General features: G+C 71.2%; 19 protein-coding genes and 1 tRNA gene. 8 read left to right on the top strand and 12 right to left on the bottom strand.

Annotated features, from left to right (window positions below):
* Window positions 1-203: 203 nt before the first annotated feature.
* The 3 genes from G6W55_RS14535 to G6W55_RS14525 all read right to left on the bottom strand — a co-directional run bounded on the left by G6W55_RS14535 (window position 204) and on the right by G6W55_RS14525 (window position 2,065).
* Window positions 204-1,097, bottom strand: a complete 894-nt coding sequence (locus G6W55_RS14535; RefSeq protein WP_175521277.1) for a glycosyltransferase family 2 protein — start codon at window positions 1,095-1,097, stop codon at window positions 204-206.
* Window positions 1,098-1,224: 127 nt separating this feature from the next.
* On the bottom strand, window positions 1,225-1,641 hold the full coding sequence (locus G6W55_RS14530; protein ID WP_175521236.1) for a DUF3052 family protein: 417 nt from the start codon (window positions 1,639-1,641) through the stop codon (window positions 1,225-1,227).
* A gap of 4 nt (window positions 1,642-1,645) precedes the next feature.
* Entirely contained in the window at window positions 1,646-2,065 is a 420-nt protein-coding gene (locus G6W55_RS14525) for an ATP-binding protein (RefSeq protein ID WP_175521235.1), read from the bottom strand.
* A gap of 126 nt (window positions 2,066-2,191) precedes the next feature.
* Here G6W55_RS14525 and G6W55_RS14520 point away from each other — a divergent pair, with 126 nt between their 5' ends.
* The 6 genes from G6W55_RS14520 to G6W55_RS14495 all read left to right on the top strand — a co-directional run bounded on the left by G6W55_RS14520 (window position 2,192) and on the right by G6W55_RS14495 (window position 8,740).
* Complete coding sequence (locus G6W55_RS14520; RefSeq protein WP_175521234.1) at window positions 2,192-3,043, top strand: helix-turn-helix transcriptional regulator; 852 nt, start codon at window positions 2,192-2,194, stop codon at window positions 3,041-3,043.
* Between the two features lie 14 nt (window positions 3,044-3,057).
* On the top strand, window positions 3,058-3,261 hold the full coding sequence (locus G6W55_RS14515) for a DUF397 domain-containing protein (protein ID WP_175521276.1): 204 nt from the start codon (window positions 3,058-3,060) through the stop codon (window positions 3,259-3,261).
* Window positions 3,258-3,461: a DUF397 domain-containing protein gene (locus G6W55_RS14510; protein WP_175521233.1), complete on the top strand. Its 204-nt coding sequence runs from the start codon at window positions 3,258-3,260 to the stop codon at window positions 3,459-3,461. Before G6W55_RS14515 ends, G6W55_RS14510 begins: the two co-directional genes overlap by 4 nt.
* A 108-nt stretch (window positions 3,462-3,569) precedes the next feature.
* A complete protein-coding gene (locus G6W55_RS39235; RefSeq protein WP_175521232.1) occupies window positions 3,570-4,364 on the top strand; it encodes a hypothetical protein in 795 nt (264 codons plus the stop codon).
* A complete protein-coding gene (locus G6W55_RS14500; RefSeq protein WP_175521231.1) occupies window positions 4,361-6,592 on the top strand; it encodes a bifunctional serine/threonine-protein kinase/ABC transporter substrate-binding protein in 2,232 nt (743 codons plus the stop codon). Before G6W55_RS39235 ends, G6W55_RS14500 begins: the two co-directional genes overlap by 4 nt.
* A 3-nt stretch (window positions 6,593-6,595) precedes the next feature.
* Window positions 6,596-8,740: a bifunctional serine/threonine-protein kinase/ABC transporter substrate-binding protein gene (locus G6W55_RS14495; RefSeq protein WP_175521230.1), complete on the top strand. Its 2,145-nt coding sequence runs from the start codon at window positions 6,596-6,598 to the stop codon at window positions 8,738-8,740.
* A 17-nt stretch (window positions 8,741-8,757) separates the two neighbouring features.
* Here the strand turns inward: G6W55_RS14495 and G6W55_RS14490 are convergent, their stop codons facing one another.
* Window positions 8,758-9,216 carry a hypothetical protein gene (locus tag G6W55_RS14490; RefSeq protein WP_175521229.1) on the bottom strand — a complete coding sequence of 153 codons (459 nt, stop codon included), beginning with the start codon at window positions 9,214-9,216 and terminating at the stop codon, window positions 8,758-8,760.
* Between the two features lie 237 nt (window positions 9,217-9,453).
* Between G6W55_RS14490 and G6W55_RS14485 the strand changes: the two genes are divergently transcribed.
* Complete coding sequence (locus G6W55_RS14485; protein ID WP_309243715.1) at window positions 9,454-11,085, top strand: translation initiation factor 2; 1,632 nt, start codon at window positions 9,454-9,456, stop codon at window positions 11,083-11,085.
* On the opposite strand, the gene G6W55_RS14480 is transcribed toward G6W55_RS14485, so the two are convergent.
* Window positions 11,082-13,100, bottom strand: a complete 2,019-nt coding sequence (locus G6W55_RS14480) for an NB-ARC domain-containing protein (RefSeq protein WP_175521227.1) — start codon at window positions 13,098-13,100, stop codon at window positions 11,082-11,084. The genes G6W55_RS14485 and G6W55_RS14480 overlap by 4 nt on opposite strands.
* Before the next feature lie 150 nt (window positions 13,101-13,250).
* Here G6W55_RS14480 and G6W55_RS14475 point away from each other — a divergent pair, with 150 nt between their 5' ends.
* Entirely contained in the window at window positions 13,251-15,122 is a 1,872-nt protein-coding gene (locus G6W55_RS14475) for a hypothetical protein (protein WP_175521226.1), read from the top strand.
* Here G6W55_RS14475 and G6W55_RS38640 read toward each other — a convergent pair.
* The 7 genes from G6W55_RS38640 to G6W55_RS14445 all read right to left on the bottom strand — a co-directional run bounded on the left by G6W55_RS38640 (window position 15,053) and on the right by G6W55_RS14445 (window position 20,778).
* Window positions 15,053-16,261: a tetratricopeptide repeat protein gene (locus tag G6W55_RS38640; protein ID WP_244369460.1), complete on the bottom strand. Its 1,209-nt coding sequence runs from the start codon at window positions 16,259-16,261 to the stop codon at window positions 15,053-15,055. The two genes, G6W55_RS14475 and G6W55_RS38640, sit on opposite strands and share 70 nt — an antisense overlap.
* Window positions 16,262-16,276: 15 nt before the next feature.
* Window positions 16,277-17,434 (bottom strand): NB-ARC domain-containing protein, encoded by a 1,158-nt coding sequence (locus G6W55_RS38635; protein ID WP_309243714.1) that lies wholly within the window; start codon window positions 17,432-17,434, stop codon window positions 16,277-16,279.
* Window positions 17,435-17,601: 167 nt separating this feature from the next.
* Window positions 17,602-18,348: a histidine kinase gene (locus G6W55_RS14465; protein ID WP_175521225.1), complete on the bottom strand. Its 747-nt coding sequence runs from the start codon at window positions 18,346-18,348 to the stop codon at window positions 17,602-17,604.
* A 543-nt stretch (window positions 18,349-18,891) separates the two neighbouring features.
* Window positions 18,892-19,095, bottom strand: coding sequence for a hypothetical protein (locus tag G6W55_RS14460; RefSeq protein ID WP_175521224.1), 204 nt, complete (start codon window positions 19,093-19,095; stop codon window positions 18,892-18,894).
* A gap of 584 nt (window positions 19,096-19,679) precedes the next feature.
* Window positions 19,680-19,844 (bottom strand): hypothetical protein, encoded by a 165-nt coding sequence (locus G6W55_RS14455; RefSeq protein ID WP_175521223.1) that lies wholly within the window; start codon window positions 19,842-19,844, stop codon window positions 19,680-19,682.
* A gap of 190 nt (window positions 19,845-20,034) precedes the next feature.
* Entirely contained in the window at window positions 20,035-20,493 is a 459-nt protein-coding gene (locus G6W55_RS14450) for a hypothetical protein (RefSeq protein ID WP_175521222.1), read from the bottom strand.
* Between the two features lie 211 nt (window positions 20,494-20,704).
* Window positions 20,705-20,778: transfer RNA gene (locus G6W55_RS14445), tRNA-Thr, on the bottom strand.
* Window positions 20,779-20,785 lie beyond the last annotated feature (7 nt).

Raw genomic sequence — 20,785 nt, 5'->3', positions numbered from 1 at the left:
TGTTAGCGATTCGTTGGTGCGATCTGATGTGATCACATCACTGAATCCGGCCCGACGGTACGCGCGTGCAGACGCGTTGCTCGGGGGAGTGTCGCCGCCGTGGCCGGGTTCGGAGGCGCGCGCGGGCCCCGGTCGTCGGAGGTGAACGACCGGGGCCCGCGCGCCGTTCATGGCTGGGTGGCGCCTGCTGTCGCCGGGCCGGCTCAGATGACCGGCGGCCGGCCGAGCCGGGTCAGACGCCACACCGTGCGCCAGCGCATCGGCCGCCGCGCGCCCGCCGGCTTGCGCACGCCCTCCACGAAGCCGCCGAACCACGCCTTGAGCCCGCCGAGCGAGCGGGTGCGCAGCAGGGTGACGGCCGTCCAGACGCCGAGGTGCACGGGGATGAGCGGCAGCGGGAGGTTGCGCCGGACCAGCCAGACGCGGTTGCGGGCGGTGACGCGGTGGTAGATGGCGTGCCGGGCGGGTGAGGTCTTGGGGTGCTGGAGCAGCAGCTCGGGGGCGTAGAGGATCTTCCAGCCGGCGTCGGTGGCGCGCCAGGCGAGGTCGGTCTCCTCGTGCGCGAAGAAGAACTCGGCGGGCCAGTCGCCGGTCTCCGCGAGCATGGCCATGCTGAGCGCGTGGCCGCCGCCGAGGAAGCCGGTGACGTAGCCGCCCTGCATGGGGTCGGAGGCGCCGACGCGCGGTACGTGACGGCGCTGGGTCTCGCCGTGCTCGTCGGCGATCCGGAATCCGACGATGCCGAGGCGGGGGTCGGCGGTGTACAGCTCGCGGACGCGGCGCAGCACGTCGGCGTCGACGAGGAGGCCGTCGTCGTCCAGTTCCACGACGACATCGACGTCGCCGTACTCGCGCAGGCGGGCCAGGGCGACGTTGCGGCCGCCGGGGCAGCCGAGGTTCTCCTCGACGTCGATGGTGGTGACCTCGCCGGGCAGGGAGAGGCGCTCGGCGAACTCGGGGAGCGCGCAGCCGTTGCCGACGACGACGATCCTCGCCGGGGCGAGGTCCTGCTTGGCGACGGACTCCAGCAGGGCGTCCACCTCGGCGGGCCGGTTGCCCATCGTCACCACGGCAACGGCGATCCTCGGCTCCGCCATGTCGCTCACACCCCTCACCCGTCGACTCCGTCTGTTCACGAAGATGTTGCCTCACGCGGGGAGGTTGCTCCGACGGCGGTTCACTTGGTGCCGGGTTTAGAGTGATTTGGGGTTGCGGTGATGTGGGCTACGTCGGCTTCGGCTTACGGCGGTTCTCCGTGCGGCGGACGAATTTCAGGCCGGACCAGTCGTCGCCCAGCGCGGCGACCTTCACGTCGACGACTCCGAGGGGGAGGAAGAGGTCGCGCAGGTCGTTCTCGGTGAGGTCGCTGTGGTGTCCGGCGGCTTTGCGGGGCCAGGCGACCCAGAGCATGGCGTCGTCGGCGAGGTCGCGGACGAGGGCTGCGGTCTCGGCGGCGAGGTCGGCGTGGGCGCGGTAGAACGCGACGGTGACGTCCGCGTCGCGGGGGCCGCCGGGGCGGGGGGTGACGCCGTCGGGGAGGTCGGGTACGGCCCACCCGGGCGGGGCGTGCCGTAGGCGCAGCCGGTGACCTGGCCGGATGCCGAGTTTCTTCGCGAGGGGGGTGCCGGGGTGACCGCTCACGTCTTCACGGTAGCGCGGGTCCCAGTTCGCACCACACGAGCTTGCCGCGGTGGCCCAGCCGGGCGAGGGGTTGCCAGCCCCAGGTGTCGGCGCAGGCCCGCACGATGGCGAATCCGCGTCCGCTTTCGGAGTCGGTGAGCTTGTCGAAGTCGCCTGGTGGGTGGGGTGGTTGGGGGTCGCTGTCCCAGGCGCCGATCTGGAGGACGCCGTCGCGGAAACGGATCCGGAGGGCGGCGGGGCCCTTGGTGTGCTGTACGGCGTTGGAGACCAGCTCGGAGACGAGGAGTTCGGCGGTCTCGGTGAGGTGGGGCAGGTGGTGGAGGGTGAGGATGAGGCGGAGGGTGCGGCGGCAGACGGGGACGGCGACGGGGTCGGTGGGGATGTAGAGGGTGTACTCCCAGGCGTTCGGTTCGGTTTCGGGCATGCGTCAGCTCCAGGGCGCGAGGGGGTTTCGTTGCGTGAAGTACGCATCACAGACGGTAGGGGCCAAGCTTGGTCCACCGCAAGCCGCTGCCCTAATCTGAACCCGAACGAGTTCAAGGAGGAAGTCGTGGCCCGCAGAACGCAAGTGACCGCCCGTCAGGAACGTCTGGGGGCCGAACTGCGGAAACTCCGCGAGGCGGCGGGACTCAAGGGGCGTGAAGCGGCCTCGCTCCTGGGGACGGACGCGGGCCGGCTGAGCCAGATCGAGTCCGGCGTCGCGGGGGTGAGCGAGGAAACGGTGCGGCGGCTTGTCGCCCACTATGCGTGTACGGACGCCGCGTTGATCGAGGCGCTGGTGACGATGGCGACGGAGCGGGTCCGGGGCTGGTGGGAGGAGTACCGGGGTCTGCTTCCCTCGGCATTCCTGGACCTCGCCGAGTTGGAACACCATGCCACTTACCGGGCCGATGTGGAGTGCCTGCACATCCCCGGGCTTCTTCAGACGGAGGAGTACGCACGTGCGGTGTTCGCGTACAGGATCCCGGAACTACCCAGCGAGGACCTTGAGTTGCGTGTCCGTCACCGGATGGGCCGCAAAGCGATCATCGAGCGTCCGGAGCCCGTCCCGTACGAGGCCGTGATCCACGAAGCAGCGCTGCGCATCAGGGCCGGTGACCGGGCTGCCGCCCGCGCCCAACTCACCTACGTCCTGGAACTGTCCGAGGCGGACCATGTCAGCGTGCGGGTGATTCCGTTCGATCGGGACGGCTTCGCGGGAGCCTGGAACACCATGACGTTGACAGGCGGCCCTGTCCCCAAGCTGGACTCCGCGCAGCGCGACGGCCCTGAAGGAACCGCGCTCGTCGACTCCGAGGATCAACTCAACTCCCTCCGCCTGCTCTTCCGTAAGCTGGAGGCGGAGTCCCTGACCCCTGAGCGGTCACGAGACTTCATCAACAGGCTGGCCAAGGAACTGTGAGGCGCACTGTGACCATGATCAGCACCTGGCAGAAGTCGTCCTTCTCCGGCGGCTCCGACGGCAACAACTGCCTCGAACTCGCCTCGACCCCCGCGAAGCTCCACTTCCGCGAGTCCGACGCCCCCACCACCGTCCTGACCACCACCCGAGCCCCCTTCGCGCACTTGCTCGCGGGACTCCGGGCCGACACGGTCGCCGACCAGACGTCAGCACCTTGAACACCCCCCGCACCTGGCAGAAGTCCTCCTTCTCCGGCAGCGGCGACGGTAACGCCTGCCTCGAACTCGGCTCGACCCCCACCAACCTCCACCTCCGCGAGTCCGACACCCCGGCAACCACCCTCACCGCACCTCTCAACGCCCTCGCCCACCTCCTCACACGCATCCGCGCGGACGCACCGACCCACCAGTCGCCGTAGCCGGGACAGCCCCAAGTCCCCATCTCCACACTCGAGTTGGGTACCGCAACCCACCCCCGTACGTCACACTGGCTTTCAGGATCGCAGCCCTACGGATCGGGAGCTGGGATGGTGGCGTGGAGACCCTGGCCGGGTGTGGTCGTAGGGGTGCTGCTGCTCGTGGGGTGTACCGGGGGGACGCCCGAGCCCAGTCCGACCGCTTCCCGGCAGGCGTCCCCGACACCGGTCGCCCCCGTCCCCTCCGACTCCCCTTACACCGTCACCGAAGACGACGCCCCCCGCACCCGCGCCGAAGCCGTCGCCTTCGTCCAGGAACTCGGCATACGGGCGGACCACTTCGGCGCGGGGTTCCGTGAAAGGCCGTCCCTGGACAGCCGTACCGACACGTGGGCCGTGCTCGGGGAGGACTGCCTGTGGCGCCGGGAGCCGTTGCCCGACACCGCGTTGGCCGGTCTCACCCGGAGGTTCGAGTTGCCCGCGGCCGGCGGCAAAGGGCCGGTCCACGTGTCGTTGACGGTCACCGTGCACCGGGACACCACGGCCGCGCGCCGCAACATGGCCGTATCGCTGGAAGAGGCCCTGCGCTGCCCGGAGCAGCGGCTCAACGCCACCGACCGGGTCCGCGGCCTGTACTCACGGGCCGACGAGTTCACGGACGGCCGTAACGCCATCGCCGACGACAACCTCGTGGAGAGCGGCGAATACCTCGTGGACGGCGACGACACCGCGCTCCCCTTCGACTGGTTCAAGTACCGCCTCGGAACCGTCACCGTCGCCGCGACCGGCCGTATCGGCGCCGGCCGGAACGAGGAGGAGACGACCGCCGTCTCGCAGGACGTCGCGAAGGGCGTCGGCTTCACCGCCGCCGAGGTGGACCGCCTCGCCGAGGAGGGCGCGCGATGAGTGAACCGCTGCTCCCCTCCGACCCCTCCCGCGTCGCCGGTTTCCGGCTGCTGCGGCGGCTCGGCGCAGGCGGCATGGGCGTCGTCTACCTGGGACGCACCGACACCGGCACGCTCGCGGCCGTCAAGGTCGTCCGCGGCGAGAGCACGGCCGACCCCGGCTTCCGCGCCCGTTTCGCCCGGGAGGCCGAGCTGGCGCGGCGCGTCGACAGTCCCTGGGTGGTCCCCGTGCTCGACGCGGACGCCGAGGCCGAAGCGCCCTGGCTGGCGACCGCGTTCGTGCCGGGCCCGTCGCTCACCGAGGCGGTCGCCGCGCACGGCCCCCTGCCGGCCCGCTCCGCACGCGTCCTCGGCCGGCTGCTCGCCGAGGCCCTCGCGAGCGTGCACACGGCCGGGCTGGTCCACCGGGACGTCAAACCGGGCAACGTCCTGCTCGCCCTCGACGGCCCCCGGCTGATCGACTTCGGCATCGCCCGCGCCGACGACGACACCGCCCTCACCGCGTCCGGCCTGGTCGTCGGCACCCCCGGTTTCCTCGCCCCGGAGCAGGCGCGCGGCGAACCGGCCGGGCCCGCGAGCGACGTCTTCGCGCTGGGCGGCGTCCTGGTCCACGCGACGACCGGCAGGCCGCCGTTCGGCACCGGGGAGCCCGACGCCCTGCTGTATCGCACGGTCCACGACGAGCCCGCCCTCGACGCCGTACCGGAGGCGTTGCGTCCACTGGTGGCGCGGTGCCTGGCCAAGACCCCGGAGGAACGGCCCACGGCAGAGGAACTGCGGCAACTGCTCACTGACCCCGTCAACGACACCCCCTGGCTCCCCGACCCCGTCGCCCGCATGATCGCCGTACGCTCCGCCGAAGGTCTCGCCCTGCCCGAGATCGAGCCGACGGCCGTCGACAAGACCGGACCCGACGCCCGGGGCCCCGGCCGCCGTCGTCTGCTCCTCGCCGGCGGCGCCCTGCTGCTCGCCGCGGGCGGCGGCACGGCGGCCGCCCTCCTCGCCACGAGGGACAGCGACGACGACCGCACGGAAACCTCCGGCACCCGCCCCACCTACGTCCTCGGAGTGCACACCACGGAGGGCGCCGCCGCCGCACCGTTCAGCCGGGCCTGCGAGGACGCCGCCCGCCTCGCCGTCGACCAGCACAACGCCACCCCCGGCCGCGCCTACGACCTGCGGATACGCGTCCTGCGGGACCACGGCGACGCGTCCGGCGCACGCGAGGTGGCCCAGCGGTTCAGCGCCGACCGAGAGGTCGTCGCCGTCTTCGGACCGGTCGGCGAGATCCCGATGCGGACCGCCGCGAACGTCTACGGCGCGGCCGGCCTCACCCATGTGTCCAGCACCACCGGCCAGCAGGACTACTACCTGCCGTCCCCGAAGACGTCGTTCCAGACCGGCGCCGCCCACACCGCGCTCGGCGGCTGGATCGCGCTGCACGCCTTCGTGACCGGCGGCCTCGGCCGGCTCGGCCTGGTCCTCGACCGGTCCGGCGGGCCGGTCGTCCAGGACCAGGCCACCTTGCTGGTCAGCCAGTGGCGGGACACCCTCGGCGCGGAGGTCCTGCCGAGGGTCGTGGCCGAGGGCACCGACGACGGCCGGGCCGCCGTCCGCTCCCTGCTCGACGCCGATGTCACCGCCGTCGCCTACCTCGGCCCCCTGGACGCCACCGTCCGCGCGGCCCAGGACCTGGCCGCGGCCCGCTTCGACGGCCCCCGCTGGATGCAACACCTGCTGTACGGCTCGGAGTTCCCGCGGCTGGCCGGTGCGGCGGGCGAGGGCTGGTACGTGGTCACCTCGGCCGTGGACCCGTCCGCGCTCACCTCGCCGGAGGCCCGCGACTTCACCGCCGCGTGGCGCCGCCGCCACGGCTCCGCGCCCGGGCCGTACGCCACCGAGGCGTACGACACCGTACGGATGCTGCTCGCCGAGTTCGCCGGGACGGTACCGGCCGCCGTCGCAAGCAGCAGCAGCAGCAGCAGCAACACCGGTACACCCACCGCCGGTTCAGGGCGCCGTCCCGCGCGGGCGGCGCTCGCCGAGCGGCTGGCCGAGGCCCGGTACCAGGGCATCGCCCGGCCGTACCGCTTCGGCGCGTACCACCAGTACGAGGCCGACCAACGCGGTTGGGCGGACGGCACGTTCGTCCACCAGGTCGGCGGCGGTCGCTTCCGCCAACTCGGGTCGCTCACCGACCTGGAGCGCACCGGCAAGACCGACGGGTGACGGGTGGAACGGCTGCTGCCCTCCGACCCTTCCGCGATCGGCGGCCACCGGCTCGTGGCGCGGCTCGGCACGGGCGGGATGGGCGTCGTCTACCTGGCGCGCTCCCCGCACGGCGGCGCCTGGTGCGCGCTGAAGGTGATCCGCGCCGAGTACGCCGACGACTCCGGTTTCCGGGCCCGGTTCCGGCGGGAGGCGGATCTCGCGGCACGGCTGACGGGCCGGTGGACGGTCCCCGTCGTCGCGGCCGACGCCGAATCGCCCGCCCCGTGGCTGGCCACCGCCTACGTGCCCGGCCCCTCCCTCGCCGAGGCCGTCGCCCTGCACGGCCCCTGGCCGGGGGCTCAACTGCGCTCCCTGGGCGCTGCGTTGACCGAGGCACTGGACGGGGTGCACGCGTGCGGACTCGTCCACCGTGACGTGAAGCCCGCGAACATCCTCCTCGCCGCCGACGGCCCCCGCCTGATCGACTTCGGCATCGCCCGCGCGGTCGGCGTCACCGCCCTCACCGCGGACGGCACGGTCGTCGGCTCCCCCGGCTACCTCTCCCCCGAACAGGCCCGCGGCCGTACGGTCGGACCGCCGAGCGACGTGTTCTCCCTGGCTTGCGTCCTCGCCCACGCGACCACGGGGCGCCCGGTGTTCGGCGCCGGTGGCGCGGCGGGCGTGCTCTACCGGACCGTGCACGAGGAACCGGACCTGGACGGCGTACCGGCGGCGCTCGCCGCGATCGTACGGCCGTGTCTGGCCAAGGAACCGGACGCCCGCCCCGGCATCCCCGAACTCCGTTCGCTGTTGGGCCCGTTCGACGCGGACGGATGGCTGCCGGCCGGTCTCCCCGCGCTGGTCGCCGCCCGCGCGGCCCGGGTCCTCGACCTGCCGACACCGGAGCCGACGGCCGTGGACGCGTCCCCGGACGACCTTTCTGGACCGGGCTCATCGGGACCGACGGCCACCCGTCGGCGGCTGCTGGCCGCCGGGGGTGCGGTCCTGGGGGTCGCGGCGGTCGGTGCGGGCACGTGGTGGGCTGTGGGCGGGGGTGGACGGCGTCCCTCGTCCGCGCCGGGCGGCTCGGCGGCGCGCCGCCCCCGTCAGGTGATCGGCCTGCTCGGTGACCGGTCCGACGCCGCGTTCACGGCTCAGGAGCGTGGCGCGCGCCTCGCCGTCGACCGGCACAACCGCACGGCCGACCGGGCCTTCGACCTCGTCCTGCGCACCGCCGACGACGGCGGCACCGCGAAGGGGTCCGCCGCGGCGGCCGCCCGGCTGGCCGCCGACCCGGACGTGGCCGTGGTGATCGGCGCCGGGACGAACGCGACCGTGCCCGCCGCCGTACCCGCCTGCACCTCCGCGCGCGTGACGCTGCTGGTCACGCGCGCGGACACCGACCGGCTGGAGGGTGTCGTACTGACCACCGCGCTCGTCCTGCGCTCCACCAGGACCGCCGGTCCGCCCGCGATCCTGCGCCACCTCAACCGGGTGGTGAAGCCCGCGCGCACGGTGCTCGTGCACGACCTGAGCGACGCCGCCGAGAGCGCCCCGACGGTCCGTATCGTCACCGTGCACGACAAGCTCGACGGCGAGGCCGTGGTCGAGGAGGTCGCCGCCGGGGCCGGCTTCGGACCGATGGCCCGGCGCACGGCCGCCCGCCCGGACGACGCGGTGCTCTTCGCGGGCCTGCGCGCCGAACGCGCCGCCGCCTGCGCCCGCGCCCTGCGCGAGGCGGGACACCGGGGCCCGCGCGTGGCGACCGAGCACGTCGCGGACGCCCGCTTCCTCGCGGAGGCGGCGGCGGAGGGGTGGTGGATCGGCACCGGGTACGCGGACGCGGCCGCCGATCCCCGCGTCGCGGAGTTCACCGCCGCCCATCGCGAACGGCACGGCAGCGCCCCCGCGCCCTGGGCCGCCGAGGCGTACGACGCCGTACGGTTCGCCGCGCACGGCCTGACCGTCGCCGGCGACGACGGCCGCACCGCCCTGCGCTCCGCGCTCCTGCGCCGCCCGTGGCAGGGCATCACGCGCCGCGTCGCGTTCAACGCGGAGTCGCAGTTCTACGACCCGCCGGAGGACGGGGGCGCGTTCCTGTACCGGGTGACGTCCGGGGTTCTACGGTTCACCGCTCGCGCGGACGACATCGGGCGGGAGGGGTGAGCCGGGGCGGCCGGGGGTCATCGCGGCGGCCGACAGCACTCCTGGGCCACGGACACGAACTCCAGCTTGGCGCGCTTGAGTTCGTCGGGCCGTTCGTGACGCCGCAGACTGTCGACGAGGTGTTGAGCGGCGGTGGCCGCCTCGGGCGGCCCCTCCAACAACACTCCGCTCAGGGCACGTTGAAGTGCGACCTCGTCATCTGCCTGACCCCGGCCGTTGCGTTCGGCGAGGATCCTGGCCTCGGCCGATCCGAGGAACTCGGCGTAGATCTGGCGGCGGAGCGCGAACTCACGGTGCTCCGACTCCGCGCGCAGCGTCATGCGCACCGAGTCGAGCAGCGCGTCCGCCTGCCGGTCACCCGCGTGGCGTGCGGCGTCGGCCTGCCGGATGCCGGCGGTGCGCGTGTACCAGCCGGTGACGACACTGCCCGCGACTGCCGAACCGGCGGCGATCAGTGCGATGGCCCACTCACTCATGGGGCCATCCTCGCGAGAAGCCACGGCACGGCACACCGCGCTTGCCGAATGTGCGGCGCGGATCACTCTCGGCGACGCTCGAACGCTGCGCGATAGGATCGGCCCATGTCGCTCGACGACGCGAACGAACCCACTCCGACCTGCGGAAACACCCCTCCCCGCCCACCGGTCCCCGCTAGACTGGACACTCGGGCGACGGGCGACGGGCGGACTGTGTTGTTCGCGGCCCGGTCGGCGGTGGCTCTCTATCGGCTGCTCGACGTGCTCCCCGCCCTCTCCGGTGACCACCGCATCACCCGCAGGTTCACACTTGTCCCCGGCTCCGACTACGACACCGACACCCTCGCCGCGATCGACGCCCTCGGCGGACGCACCGTCCCCTGGGCCGAGGCGTGCGAACGCCCCTACGACCTCATAGTCACCGCCAGCCCGAAGGGCGACCTGCACCTGCTGCACGGCCCCCACGTCCTCCTCCCCCACGGCGCCGGCTTCAACAAGTCGATCCCCGGCGAGGGTTCGGCCGACTCGGCGTCCGGTCTGGACCCGGAGTTCCTGCGCCGGGCCGCCCGCCACGAGGGTGCCCCGATAGCGCTGCACGCCCTGGCCCACCCCGACCAGGTCGCCACCGTGACCGCCGTTGACCCGAGCGCCGCGAGCCGCGCGAAGGTGATCGGCGACCTCACCCTGGAACGCGTCCTCGCCTCCTCCCCCCTCCGCGACCGCTACCGGGCAGCCCTGGGCACCGGCGCCCGCACACTGCTGGTCCTGACCTCCACCTGGGGACCGGAGTCCCTCATCCGACGACACCCCGAGCTGCCCGCCCGGCTCACGCGGCAACTGCCGTACGACGAATACCAGTTGGCGCTCGTCATTCACCCCAACGAACGCAGCCTGCTGGGGACGTACGAACTCACCGAACGCCTGGCCCCGGCCCTGGACGCCGGAATGATCCTGGCCGGCGCCCACGACGAGTGGGCCTCCGCCCTGATCGCCGCCGACGCCCTGGTCACTGACCACGGCTCGACCGCGCTGTACTACTGCGCCGCCGCCGAGGACCGCCCCGTCATGAGCGTCCATGAAGGCGGCGGCGAACTGATCCCCGGCAGCCCGATGGCCGTACTCCTGGACCGGGTACCGCAGTTGGAGCGTGCGGAGAACATCATCGAGGCGCTACGGGCATACCGTCCGGGTCCCGGAAAGGCAGCCGCCGAGGCCGCGTTCGCGCCTCCCGGTGACGCCGTGGAGCGCCTACGGACCGAGGTCTACGCCCTGCTCGGACTGACGCCTCCGTCCCACAGCGTCGCGCCCCGCCCACTCCCGGTGCCCGCGCCCTCCCGCCGAACCCCTGTCGCGTTCGACGTCCATGTGGAGGCCACCGAGAACAACGGCCTCCGAATCACCCGACACCCGGTAGGCACCGGCGGCCCGCCCGGCCACCACCTGGCCGTGGAACACGACGCCGCGAGCGAACAACTGGCCCGCTCGGCAGGTCTGTTGTTCCGCCGCCCGCTCCCGGCGTCCACCCCCACCCCCGCCCCGGTGGACCTGACCTGGACGGCCGACGGCTGGACCCGGCACACCCTGTCCGCCTACCCGAACTGCCGCGCGGCCGCGGCGCTGCTCCCGTCGGGCGGGAGCCTGCTCCGGATCCGGGGCCACGAACAGCCGTACGCCGTCCGGGCAGAACCACTCACCGAGGGCGAACGGATCGTACGGCTGGACCCGGCGGTGGCCCTGTCGGCCGCGTACGCACGACTGCTCGCACGACCAGGCGGAGGCGAGCCCGGCCTCAACTGCCGCATCGGAGAACGGACGTTCCACATCACCGTCCGCCCGGCCACAGAGGCAGAGACGACAGCAGCGATCTAGATCAGACCATTCCGCTGTCGAAGAGCCCGGGCAGCCACCCGATGCTCCTCGGCCTCCGCCAAGTGCCCGTCCCCCTCGTTCAGTTCGGCAAGGGCGTCGTGGACGCGGGCCGCGTCGAAGCCCGACCGCCGCCGGGCGGCCCGCCCGAGGGACTGCTCGTACAGCTCACGGGCGTCGTCCGCCCGGCCGAGACGGTGCAGAACCCCGGCGAGAGCGAACGCCGAACGCCCGATCAGCCTCTCGCGCCCCTGCGCCACGAACCCGGCGTGCGCCTCGGCCAGCAGCAGCCGCGCGGTATCGAGGTCGCCGGTCTTCGCGCTCGCCTCACCCATCCGATAGGTCATGAGCAGGACGCCGTAGGGATTGGGAATCGCCCGATGCAGATCGCGAGCACCGGCGAAGTCGCCGAGGGCCGAACTCCACTCACCTCGGGCCCCCTTGAGCATCCCACGGTGCTCGACGGCGGACGCGGCGAGCTTCCGCTCCCGTTCGGATTCGCCGAGGAGTTCGAGGGCGGACATCGCGCCGTCGATCTGCTCCTGGGCGGCGGCCAGTTCTTCCGACTCCCAGAGTGGCCGGGCCAGTTGGCAACGCGTACGCACGAGCCAGCCGGCGTTCCCGCCGTACCGGACCGCCGAGTCGACGGCACGCCGCAGGACCTCCGCGACCTCGGACTGATGGGGATGGTCGAGGGCATGCGTCCACACGGGCTCGGACAGGGCCACGGTCTCGGTGTCCATGCCACGGGCGTGGGCGAGGCGGGAGCACGCGAACAGCACATGGCGTTCCTCGTCGAGCCACCGCGCCGCCCGTTCGGCGCGCGCGGTCCGCGTCGCCGCGTCCTCCGCCGCCTCCGGATCCTCAAGGGGGCCGTCAGGCACCCCGGGCAGGGGATCCAGCAACGACACGACGGTGAGCCGGCGCCCGGCGGCGTACTGGTCGGCGAGCTGAGCCTGCCGGACCAGCCAGCGCACCAGCCTGACCTGCGCCTCGGCCACCTCCCCGTCGGAGGTCTCCCGGCGGGAACGGCGCAGGGCGTGTCCACGCTGCGGCCCGGGCAGCCGCATCTGACCGGCGACGGTCAGCGCGAGCAGACGCAGGTCGAGTAACCCGGCCCGGTCCAGTTCCTCCAGGGCGTCCTGGCATGCCTCCGGGTCCAGCCCGGACAGCGCGGTGGCGGAGTGGAGCGTGAAGGTCTCGCCGGGGTGGTGCGGAAGCAGCCGGTAGAGCAGGGCCGCCGGACTCGACAGATCCTCGTAGGCCATGTCCCAGACGTGCTCCACGCCGGACACGCCCTTCTCGTCCAGCTCGGCCCGGAGGTCGGAGACGACGCGGGCGAGCGGCCGCAGCCGGTGCGTACGCACCCAGCGTCCCGCCACATGCAGGGCCGCGGGGAGCCCGTCGCACAGCCGGACCACCGCCCGTACCGCCTCCGGATCGGCGGCCATCCGGTGGTCGCGGACGATCAGCTCCAGCAGTTCCGTGGCGGCCCGCTCCTCCAGCGGCGCCAGCGCCAGATCCACCGCGGCCCCGGCCTCCAGGTCGTGCAGCGGACCGTGACTCGTGACGATCACCACGCTGTCGCCCGACGCCGGCAGCAGCGGGACGACCTCCGAGGCGTACCGCGCGTTGTCCAGCAGCAGCACCAGCTTCGCGCCGGCGGTCCTGTTCCAGTACTGCCTGCACCGGGCCGCGTACGACCGCTGCACCTGCTCCTGTGCCACATCGAGAGAGCCCAGCAACTGGGTGAGCACATCCCCGGGATCGAGCACCCCGTCGGCCCGGAAGTCATCCAGATCGACGGACAACGCCCCGTCGGGGAAGGAGTGTTGGTCGAGCAGCGTACGGGCGATCAGCCCGGCCAGCTCCGTCTTCCCCAGACCACCCGCCCCGCTCACCGCCAGAACCAGCGGCCGCGAACGGCTCCGCCACTCGGTGACGGCCCGCAGGGCGCGCTCCCGCTCGTCGTCACGATTGACGAAGTACACCGGCTCCGGCGGAAGTTCGACCCTCACCACAGTCCCCCTCGACCATCCACAGCGTGCTGATCAAGCACTCTAGAGACTTTTCCCGACGGACGGGCGGAGGCGCCCTTTTCGAACACGCGCGCCCCGATACCATCGGCGAGGGCGACGGACTCGATCAAGTCAGGGGTACGAGCAAGCGTGACAGGCGAGTCGGTGTGGCTACGCGTACCGGTGGGCGAGGACGCGAACCGCTGGATCACCCGCACAGGCTGCCGCCGCGTCCTCTTCATCATCCACAACGTGACCTCCGCGGCCCGCCTGCTGGACGTACTCCCGCTCTTCCACAGCGACATACGAGTCCAGATGTTCGCCACGTGCACGGGTTCATCACCCTTCCTCGCCGGCGTACCAGAACTGCTGGCACGGGCGGGACTGCCGGTACTCCCTTGGGAACAAGCGAAGGCGACGGAATTCGACCTGGCGGTGTCGGCCAGTTATGGCGGTGAACTGGGGTCGATTCGAGGCAAGTTGGTGGTCCTGTCCCACGGGATGGGCTACAACAAGCGGCTGCGGACGCCGGACGCCGAACAATCCAGGACCCCGGTTCCAGGCTCCCGGACACCGGTCTTCGGCCTGTCGCCGGAGTGGCTCCTGGAAGACGGCCGTCCCCTCGCCACCGCCACCGTCCTGTCACACCCCGAACAGTTGGAACGACTGCGCGCCTCCTGCCCCGAGGCGTCGTCCACCGCGGTACTCGCCGGGGACCCCTGCTACGACCGCATCCTCGCCGCACTCCCCCAACGCGACCGCTTCCGCCGGGCGTTGGGCGTGACGCACGGCCAACAGCTTGTCGTCCTCAGCTCGACCTGGGCACCTCGCTCCCTCTTCGGCGGAGCCGGTGCCCCGAAGGCGGACGACGACCTGCTGCCCTGGCTGCTCTCCCGTCTGACCACAGAACTGCCGGCCGACGAGTACCGGACCGTCGCCGTCCTGCACCCGAACATCTGGCACGGCCACGGCCCGGGACAGGTCCGCGCCTGGCTCGACAGCGCCCGACGCGCCGGCCTGGACGCGATCCCACCGCTCGAAGGCTGGCGACAGGCACTGATCGCCGCCGACTGCGTCCTGGGCGACCACTCCAGCGTGACCTACTACGCGGCGTCCATCGGTATCCCTGTCCTCCTCGGAGCGTTCCCTCAGGAGGATCTCGACCCGCTGTCCCCGGTGGCAGCCCTCGGCCGTACGGCTCCCCGTCTCCTCCGTCACGACAGTCTCCGCGCGCAGATCGACCGAGCGATCACCTCGCACGACCCCGGCCTCTACAAGGAGCTTGCGGAGCAGGCGAGTTCGTCACCCGGGGAGTCGGCCGCCCTGCTGCGCCGCCTGTTCTACGGCCTCATGGACCTGCCCGAGCCCTCAGAGCACGCGGCGCTGCTCGATCCGCTGCCGCTGCCGCCGTACGGCCCCGCCCGCCGCACCGCACCCATGCGCGTGCTCACGGAGACTTCCGACACGACTCCGCCACAGGTCACGGTCATCCGTCACGCGGTGATCGGCGACGGCCCCGACCTGCCGGAAACCCCGGCGGGCCAGGCCGAAGCCGCCCACACCCTCGTTGACGAGGAAACTCGGGAGACGGGCCGACTACAGCTCGCGGACATCGTCGTACGATGCGCGGCGGCCGACGACCCCCGGGTCGGCCCGCCCGCCGCCTGGACGTCGGAGGCGCTCACGCGGTACCCGTACTGCGGGCTGGTCGCGTACGTCGACGGCCCCGACCGCTGTGTCGTCCGCACCCGCGCGGGAGACCTCGTACGCCTGTCCGCCGCCCCGGATCCGGACGGACGCCCCGATCTGTGCGACCCGGCCGCCTACGCCTCCGCGCTCTACGGCTGGCTGGCGAGCGGACGGCCCCTGGGCGAAGCGCTCCCGGAGATCACGGTACGCACGGGCACCACGGCGCACCGCGTCACCGTCGAACTGCTGCCATGCCCCGCTCCTCAGTCCTCCAGTTCGGCGATTCCGGCCCGGATCCGCTCGGCGCCGACCCGGTCGCCGTTCTCCTCGTAGTACGCCGCGGCGGTACGCAGATCCGCCACCGCCTCCGCCTGGCGGGCCGCGAGCCGATGGCACCGGGCCCGCGACTCGAAGACATCGGCGAGCTGGAGCCCCGCGCCCGCCGCCTCCATCGCCTTGACGGCCTTGTCCAGGCACACACGCGCGAGGTCCGGGTCCCCGGCGTCCAGGTGCATCTCACCCAGACTCATGTAGACGCGGCCCTCGTTGTAGGCGTCGCCGCCGCCGGGCAGCCGGCGGAAGCACACCAGCGCGTCGTTGAGCCGGGCGAGGGCCGCCGTGAAGTCGCGCTGCTTGGTCTGGGCGCGGCCGATGTGGTGCTCCAGGAGGGCCGTGGCACGAGGAACGTCCCGCCACCCGTCGTCCCCCTCCCGGATCCGCCCCAGGATCTCCCGCGCCTCCTCGAAGCACCGCTGGGCGTCCACGTACCGCCATTGCTTGAGGCGAAGCAGCCCCAACGCCTCGACGGCGCTGGCCTGTCCACGATGGTGACCGCACGCCTCGTCCGCGGCGACGGCCTGCGCGAGAGCCTCGGCGGCATCGTCCGCCCGCCCGACTCCCATATAAGCGAAGGCGAGTTGGACCAGCATCCGGCCCACCGCACGCCGGTCACCGAACTCCTCGGCGCGACGCCGGGCGGCCTCGACGCCGAGCAGATGCGTGTCGATCCACTGGGCGTGGAAGCCGAGCAGCAGATGCAGTCCCCACATCGCCTCGCACAACTGCCATACGGGATCGTCGAATCCGTACTGATCGGCCGCCCGGACGACCGCCGCGAGGTTCTCGCGCTCACGGCGCAACTCCGCCAACGCATGCTTCCCGTCCGCAGGATCACGGTCGACTGGCAGGACCAGCCCCCCGTACGCGGGGCCGAGACGCCAACGCAACGGCATGACCCGGAAGTCCAGTTCGGCCGCGAACCGCAGATGGGCGACCGCAACCCGGCGGACCGCGGCGGACATACGGCCGTGACCGTCCTCGGCCACCGCCAGCCCATGCGCGTGCGCCCGCACCAGGTCGTGGAAGCGGTAGCGCTCCTCACCGACCTCCTCCAGCAGATGCACCCTCGCCAACTGCTCCAGCAACTCCCGGGCTCGGCCCTCGTCCACATCGGCGGCCCGCGCGGCGCACATGACGGTCACGGTCGGCTAGGCCCACACCGCGAGCGCACGATAGAAGGCGGCACACTCGGCGGTCAGCTCGCCGTAAGAGGCATCGTGCGCCTGCCGCACAGGATCACCGCCCCCGCCGCTTGCCCCCGACGGCCCCTGCCCCTGCCCCTGAATCCGCTCGGACAACTGTCGCGCCACCCGCTCCCACGTCAGATGCTCCCGTACGGCGAGACCGGCGCCCGTCGTGCACAACGCGAGCGGAACACCACCGGCCGCCTCCGCCACGGCCTGCACCGCCGCGTCGGGAGCGTCCGCCCGCCGGCTCCCCACGACCCGCCGCAGCAGCCGGACGGAGTCCACGGTCGACAACGGCCCGAGCACGAACGGCCGGGCCCCGTGCTCCGACACGAGCCGCCCCAGCCGGTACCGGCTCGTCACCAGAACCAGAGACCCTGGCGACGCCGGCAGCAACGGAACAACCTGGGCCTCGGTATTTGCATTGTCCAGAACAACCATCATGCGCCGGTCGGCCATACAGTCACGGAACAGATCCCGCTGCCGTGCCTCGTCACCCGGCACCCGGTCGGGCGGCACCCCGAGCCTCTCCAGGAACCGCGCGAGCACATCCGACGGCGGAAGAGCCGTACCGACCGACGCCCCGGCCAGGTCCACGAACAGCACACCGTCGGGAAACCGCTCCCGAAGCGCGTAGGCACACCGGACGACGGCAGCCGTCTTCCCGATCCCGCCCGCCCCGGTGAGCACGGCGATGGTCGGCGCACCCCCCGCGGGATCCGCACCGTCCAGCACCTCCGTGATCCAGGCGATCACATCCTCACGGTCCGTGAACGCCGCGGTCACCGGCGGCAGCATCTGCGGCCGCGAAGCCTCCGGAGCCACGGCCGGCACGGCCCGCGGAGCCAGCCACCCGGCATCCCGCACCCACTCGGCGACCTCCCGCGCGAACTCCGGCGATCTACGAGCCCTTTCCATCAGCCGTAACGCGGCCGCCGCCTGCTCGTCCTCGGAAACCGGCAACGTGGGCTCCCCCTGCCCCCCATCACCACGCGCCCGCCCGAGCAACCCACAGAGCCGCTCGGAAGTCCGCCGCCCCATCTCCCCACCGGCCCCGGACAACGCCCCCGAAGCCACAGTCCCAACGGCCGAGAGCACCACACCCAGCAACGCTTCCACCCCGGAATCTCCCAACTCGCCGTTCCCACAATGCTATCGAGAGGACGGAACCCCGGAGAAGACCAGGCGAGAACCCGCCCCGGCGGCCGAGAAACCCCGCTCCGAGGTGCTTCCGGATCTCGGCCTCCGTACTCTCTGCCGACTCCCGGGACTCCAGAGCTCCCGAGTCAACTCGTCGGCAAACGCAACGGCAGCCAGCCGGAGCGCTCCGCCCTGGCTACGGCTTCGGCGCTCCCGGCCGCCACGAGTACCTGCTCGGCCTGCTCGCTCTCCCGCCGCAGGCTGAGCACCCACCGGCCGCTCAGCGCCTCATGCATCTCCGACTGTGCAGCTCGGGCACTCTCTGTGACGGAGGCGAGTTCTTGGACGGCCCGCGCCGCATCGCCGTCGGCCAGCAGTCGATGCGCGAGCTCACCTCGCAAGGTGATCGTCGCGAGCCGCAGCCCCAGTCCGTCGTGGAGGTCCTGCGTCACACGCTGCCGTTCGTGCAGGACGGCCAGTTGCGCTTCGTATCGACTACGAGTCTGCTGCCTTGCCAGGTCCCGCGACAGGCGCACCGCGCCGGCGAGCAGTAGCCCCAGCACCGCGGCGAGCAGCCCGCGGCGAAGGCCGAGGACGTTGTCGATGGGCTGGAAGTACACCAGAGCCGGCACACTCACGACGACGGCCGCGCTCAGCAGCCACGACCTGGGGCCGTCGAGCGTGAGCAGGACGGAAGCGACAAGCAATCCGGGAACGTACAGCCAGGCATCTTTGAACAGGAGAACCGGCAGGTAGGTGAGAACCAACTGCCCGATCAGCCACACCCTCGGTGGCGCGACCCAGACTCCGTCCCCGCGCACGGCGCGGACCAACGGCCAGATCTGGACGGCAGCCAGCCCGAGAAGCGCCGAGGCGCCTGCGGCGAGCGCCACCAATTCGAATCAGCCGAACAACGCCGTCCCACCAAAGGCAACTGCCACAGCCCACACGAAATGAGACACATTACCTCCGCGCCCAGCCACCCACACTTGCCCACTGTTTCCACGTTGCAGAAAATGACAGTCCCACCACGCGAAGCGTCAGGTAACGCCTGATCTAATTTCAGCTACCATCCCCACGAAGGAGAGGAACGCGATGACCCAACCAGCGAAGCGAAGTGCGAAGATAACGAGCCATGCGACGCTCATCTCGGTTGGGCCACGGCCCGCCAACTCTGCAACTTCCACATGTTTCACGTTTCTCTCGTTACCGACGAACTGGATTTAGCATTCCCACCGGTTCGCCACGACTATTACTCGCACCAATTACTCGGTCATGACTTATCGGCGTGCCCACACCGTAGCCACCCCAGCCGTCTCCCCGCAGTGACTCAAGATCGGTGGAATTAACACTCACAAAGAAGGCCCCACCAGGTGATATTACCCGCCCCGTTGTAGCCCAAGGCGCTCTTGGCGCCGGCGACGGCATGATGTGGATCAGCCGAACAACGCCACGCCTCTCACAACCGCCACCACGCCAGAAACGACCGCCAATATTCCCCAGACAACTCTGAGATAGTCCAGAGTGAACCGAGGACTGGGCGGTCCTCCCGGCGTGACCATCCCGATCACGTCGTACACCCGAATGGCCAGGTTGCGGTAATCAAGGGCGATCAGTGTGCCGAGGACAGCAACCGCCACAGCCCATACGAAATGAAACACACACTCTCCAATATTTGGGGTCCGGACGGCTTCACGGCCTGCCTGTGGCCCGCCCGGAAGCCGCCCACACTACGTGCTACCAAGTCCAGAGCTTCGTGACGCCGGTTACACCCGAGCCGGCACTCGCGCCAACCTCGGCACCAAGCCCAAATCCGACCTCTCCGGTGTGCACGGGGTGGACATGCCCACGATCATGGAGATCCTGCGGCACACCCAGATCAGCCAGACCCGCCTGCACGTTAAGGGCCGATCGCATCTATCCATGGACGCCATGCGCCGGATCGGCCACGCCTTGATGCCCCGGCTGTCATAGGCACACGAGCAGAAGGCACGCGACGCCGACGCCGCGTCCATTGAGTGAGCCCCAGCTCGGCGCCTCGATGCCCCTCGGTAAGCTGCGCCATCGTCATCATCAGCGGCCCCGACATTGAGCGGGCGGGGCCCGGTTGAGGCGGTGCGCAAATCGCTGGCTTGAGGCCACGAGCAGGGGGAGCCCGCTCGTTGGTCATCCCTTTGCCCTCACCAATCGTGCGGGGCCCACTACGGCGGTCATCGGTCCCGAGCTAACGCCAGGGGGCCGCGCAACGCGACTGATGAAGCTGGAAAGCGAACTCCAGCATCCGCACGGTGTGATCAGTCGCCCATAGCAGCACGCCTGCATCAGCCGACAGCTTCGCCTGGTGGACCGTGCCCACGGTGCCGACGATTTCCCGCTCAAGGAAGCTCATGCTGTGAATGTCGCCGTGAGCGAGAGAGCTGCAAGCGCTCCAGACGGTCTCGGCGGTATCCGCTCCGACGCCCAGATGGTCCCCCGCTGCGCGGACCATCTCCTTGAAGCCAGGGAACCTGATCGCTTTCGGAAGCGTGCTCTCCTCCCAGCCAGCAGCTTTGGCCAAGTCGACGAGGTGCTGTGTCCGATCAGCCAGTGGGCGCGCTGGAGTCATGCTTCATGAGCTCGTGCATCCGGTTCGCGTGCTTGTTGTCGTCCATGTGCAGAGACAAGCGCCGCTGGACACGCGTCCGACGCGCCGTGGGTGCGAGCAGCCACACGGCGCGAGCCGCGTTTTCATATGCGCCCCGGATAAGAGTGGCCTGTGCATAGATGTGCATCGCAAATGTGATGTGTTTGCTCGGACTATCGCCGACGAGGCTGCGGCGCAGGCAGTGCAAGTGATCCGAGGACACGAGGAGCGCTTGCCAGGCCAGTTGGGAGACCTGGTATGGGGCGGTCTTCGCGTCATCACCAGCGAGAGGGCTCCCGGGCTCGACCGTCCACGCTGACTCCGGCGTGCTGGTCAGCTCCTGGAATGCCTTCGCCTTCTCCATACGGGTCAGCAGCGCCCGTAGGACTTCTTGCTCGTCGATCCCAGCGGCCATCTGGGGAGCATAGTCAGGCAACCGTTCTGATCGGGGCGCCCGCGTTGAGCGGTACGGGCGGACCCGCTGCTCTCATCTCGCAGCAATCCGGCCCCATGCTGAGCCAGTCATTGAGACCACGGACAGCCACGCGGAAGCTGCCCGTGGCCACGACCGCATCCGCTGAACGAGAAAGCCCAGCTCAGACACTGTCTGGGCTGGGCTTAGAAAGAGCCGCCTTCGGGATTCGAACCCGAGACCTACGCATTACGAGTGCGTTGCTCTGGCCATCTGAGCTAAGGCGGCGCGCTGT

It is taken from the genome of Streptomyces sp. CAI-85 (genome assembly GCF_013363615.1).
Lineage (GTDB): Bacteria > Actinomycetota > Actinomycetes > Streptomycetales > Streptomycetaceae > Streptomyces > Streptomyces antibioticus_B.
The sequence above is the reverse complement of the archived record's forward strand: the minus strand, read 5'-3'. Positions and strand labels throughout refer to the sequence as shown.

Bases quoted from the DNA above. Each gene is read 5' to 3' on its own strand.
- G6W55_RS14515 (WP_175521276.1), top strand. From the start codon at position 3,058: ATGATCAGCACCTGGCAGAAGTCGTCCTTCTCCGGCGGCTCCGACGGC.
- G6W55_RS39235 (WP_175521232.1), top strand. From the start codon at position 3,570: ATGGTGGCGTGGAGACCCTGGCCGGGTGTGGTCGTAGGGGTGCTGCTG.
- G6W55_RS14525 (WP_175521235.1), bottom strand. From the start codon at position 2,065: ATGCCCGAAACCGAACCGAACGCCTGGGAGTACACCCTCTACATCCCC.
- G6W55_RS14450 (WP_175521222.1), bottom strand. From the start codon at position 20,493: ATGGCCGCTGGGATCGACGAGCAAGAAGTCCTACGGGCGCTGCTGACC.
- G6W55_RS14490 (WP_175521229.1), bottom strand. From the start codon at position 9,216: ATGAGTGAGTGGGCCATCGCACTGATCGCCGCCGGTTCGGCAGTCGCG.
- G6W55_RS14455 (WP_175521223.1), bottom strand. From the start codon at position 19,844: ATGAGCTTCCTTGAGCGGGAAATCGTCGGCACCGTGGGCACGGTCCAC.
- G6W55_RS14535 (WP_175521277.1), bottom strand. From the start codon at position 1,097: ATGGCGGAGCCGAGGATCGCCGTTGCCGTGGTGACGATGGGCAACCGG.
- G6W55_RS14500 (WP_175521231.1), top strand. From the start codon at position 4,361: ATGAGTGAACCGCTGCTCCCCTCCGACCCCTCCCGCGTCGCCGGTTTC.
- G6W55_RS38640 (WP_244369460.1), bottom strand. From the start codon at position 16,261: ATGTGCGCCGCGCGGGCCGCCGATGTGGACGAGGGCCGAGCCCGGGAG.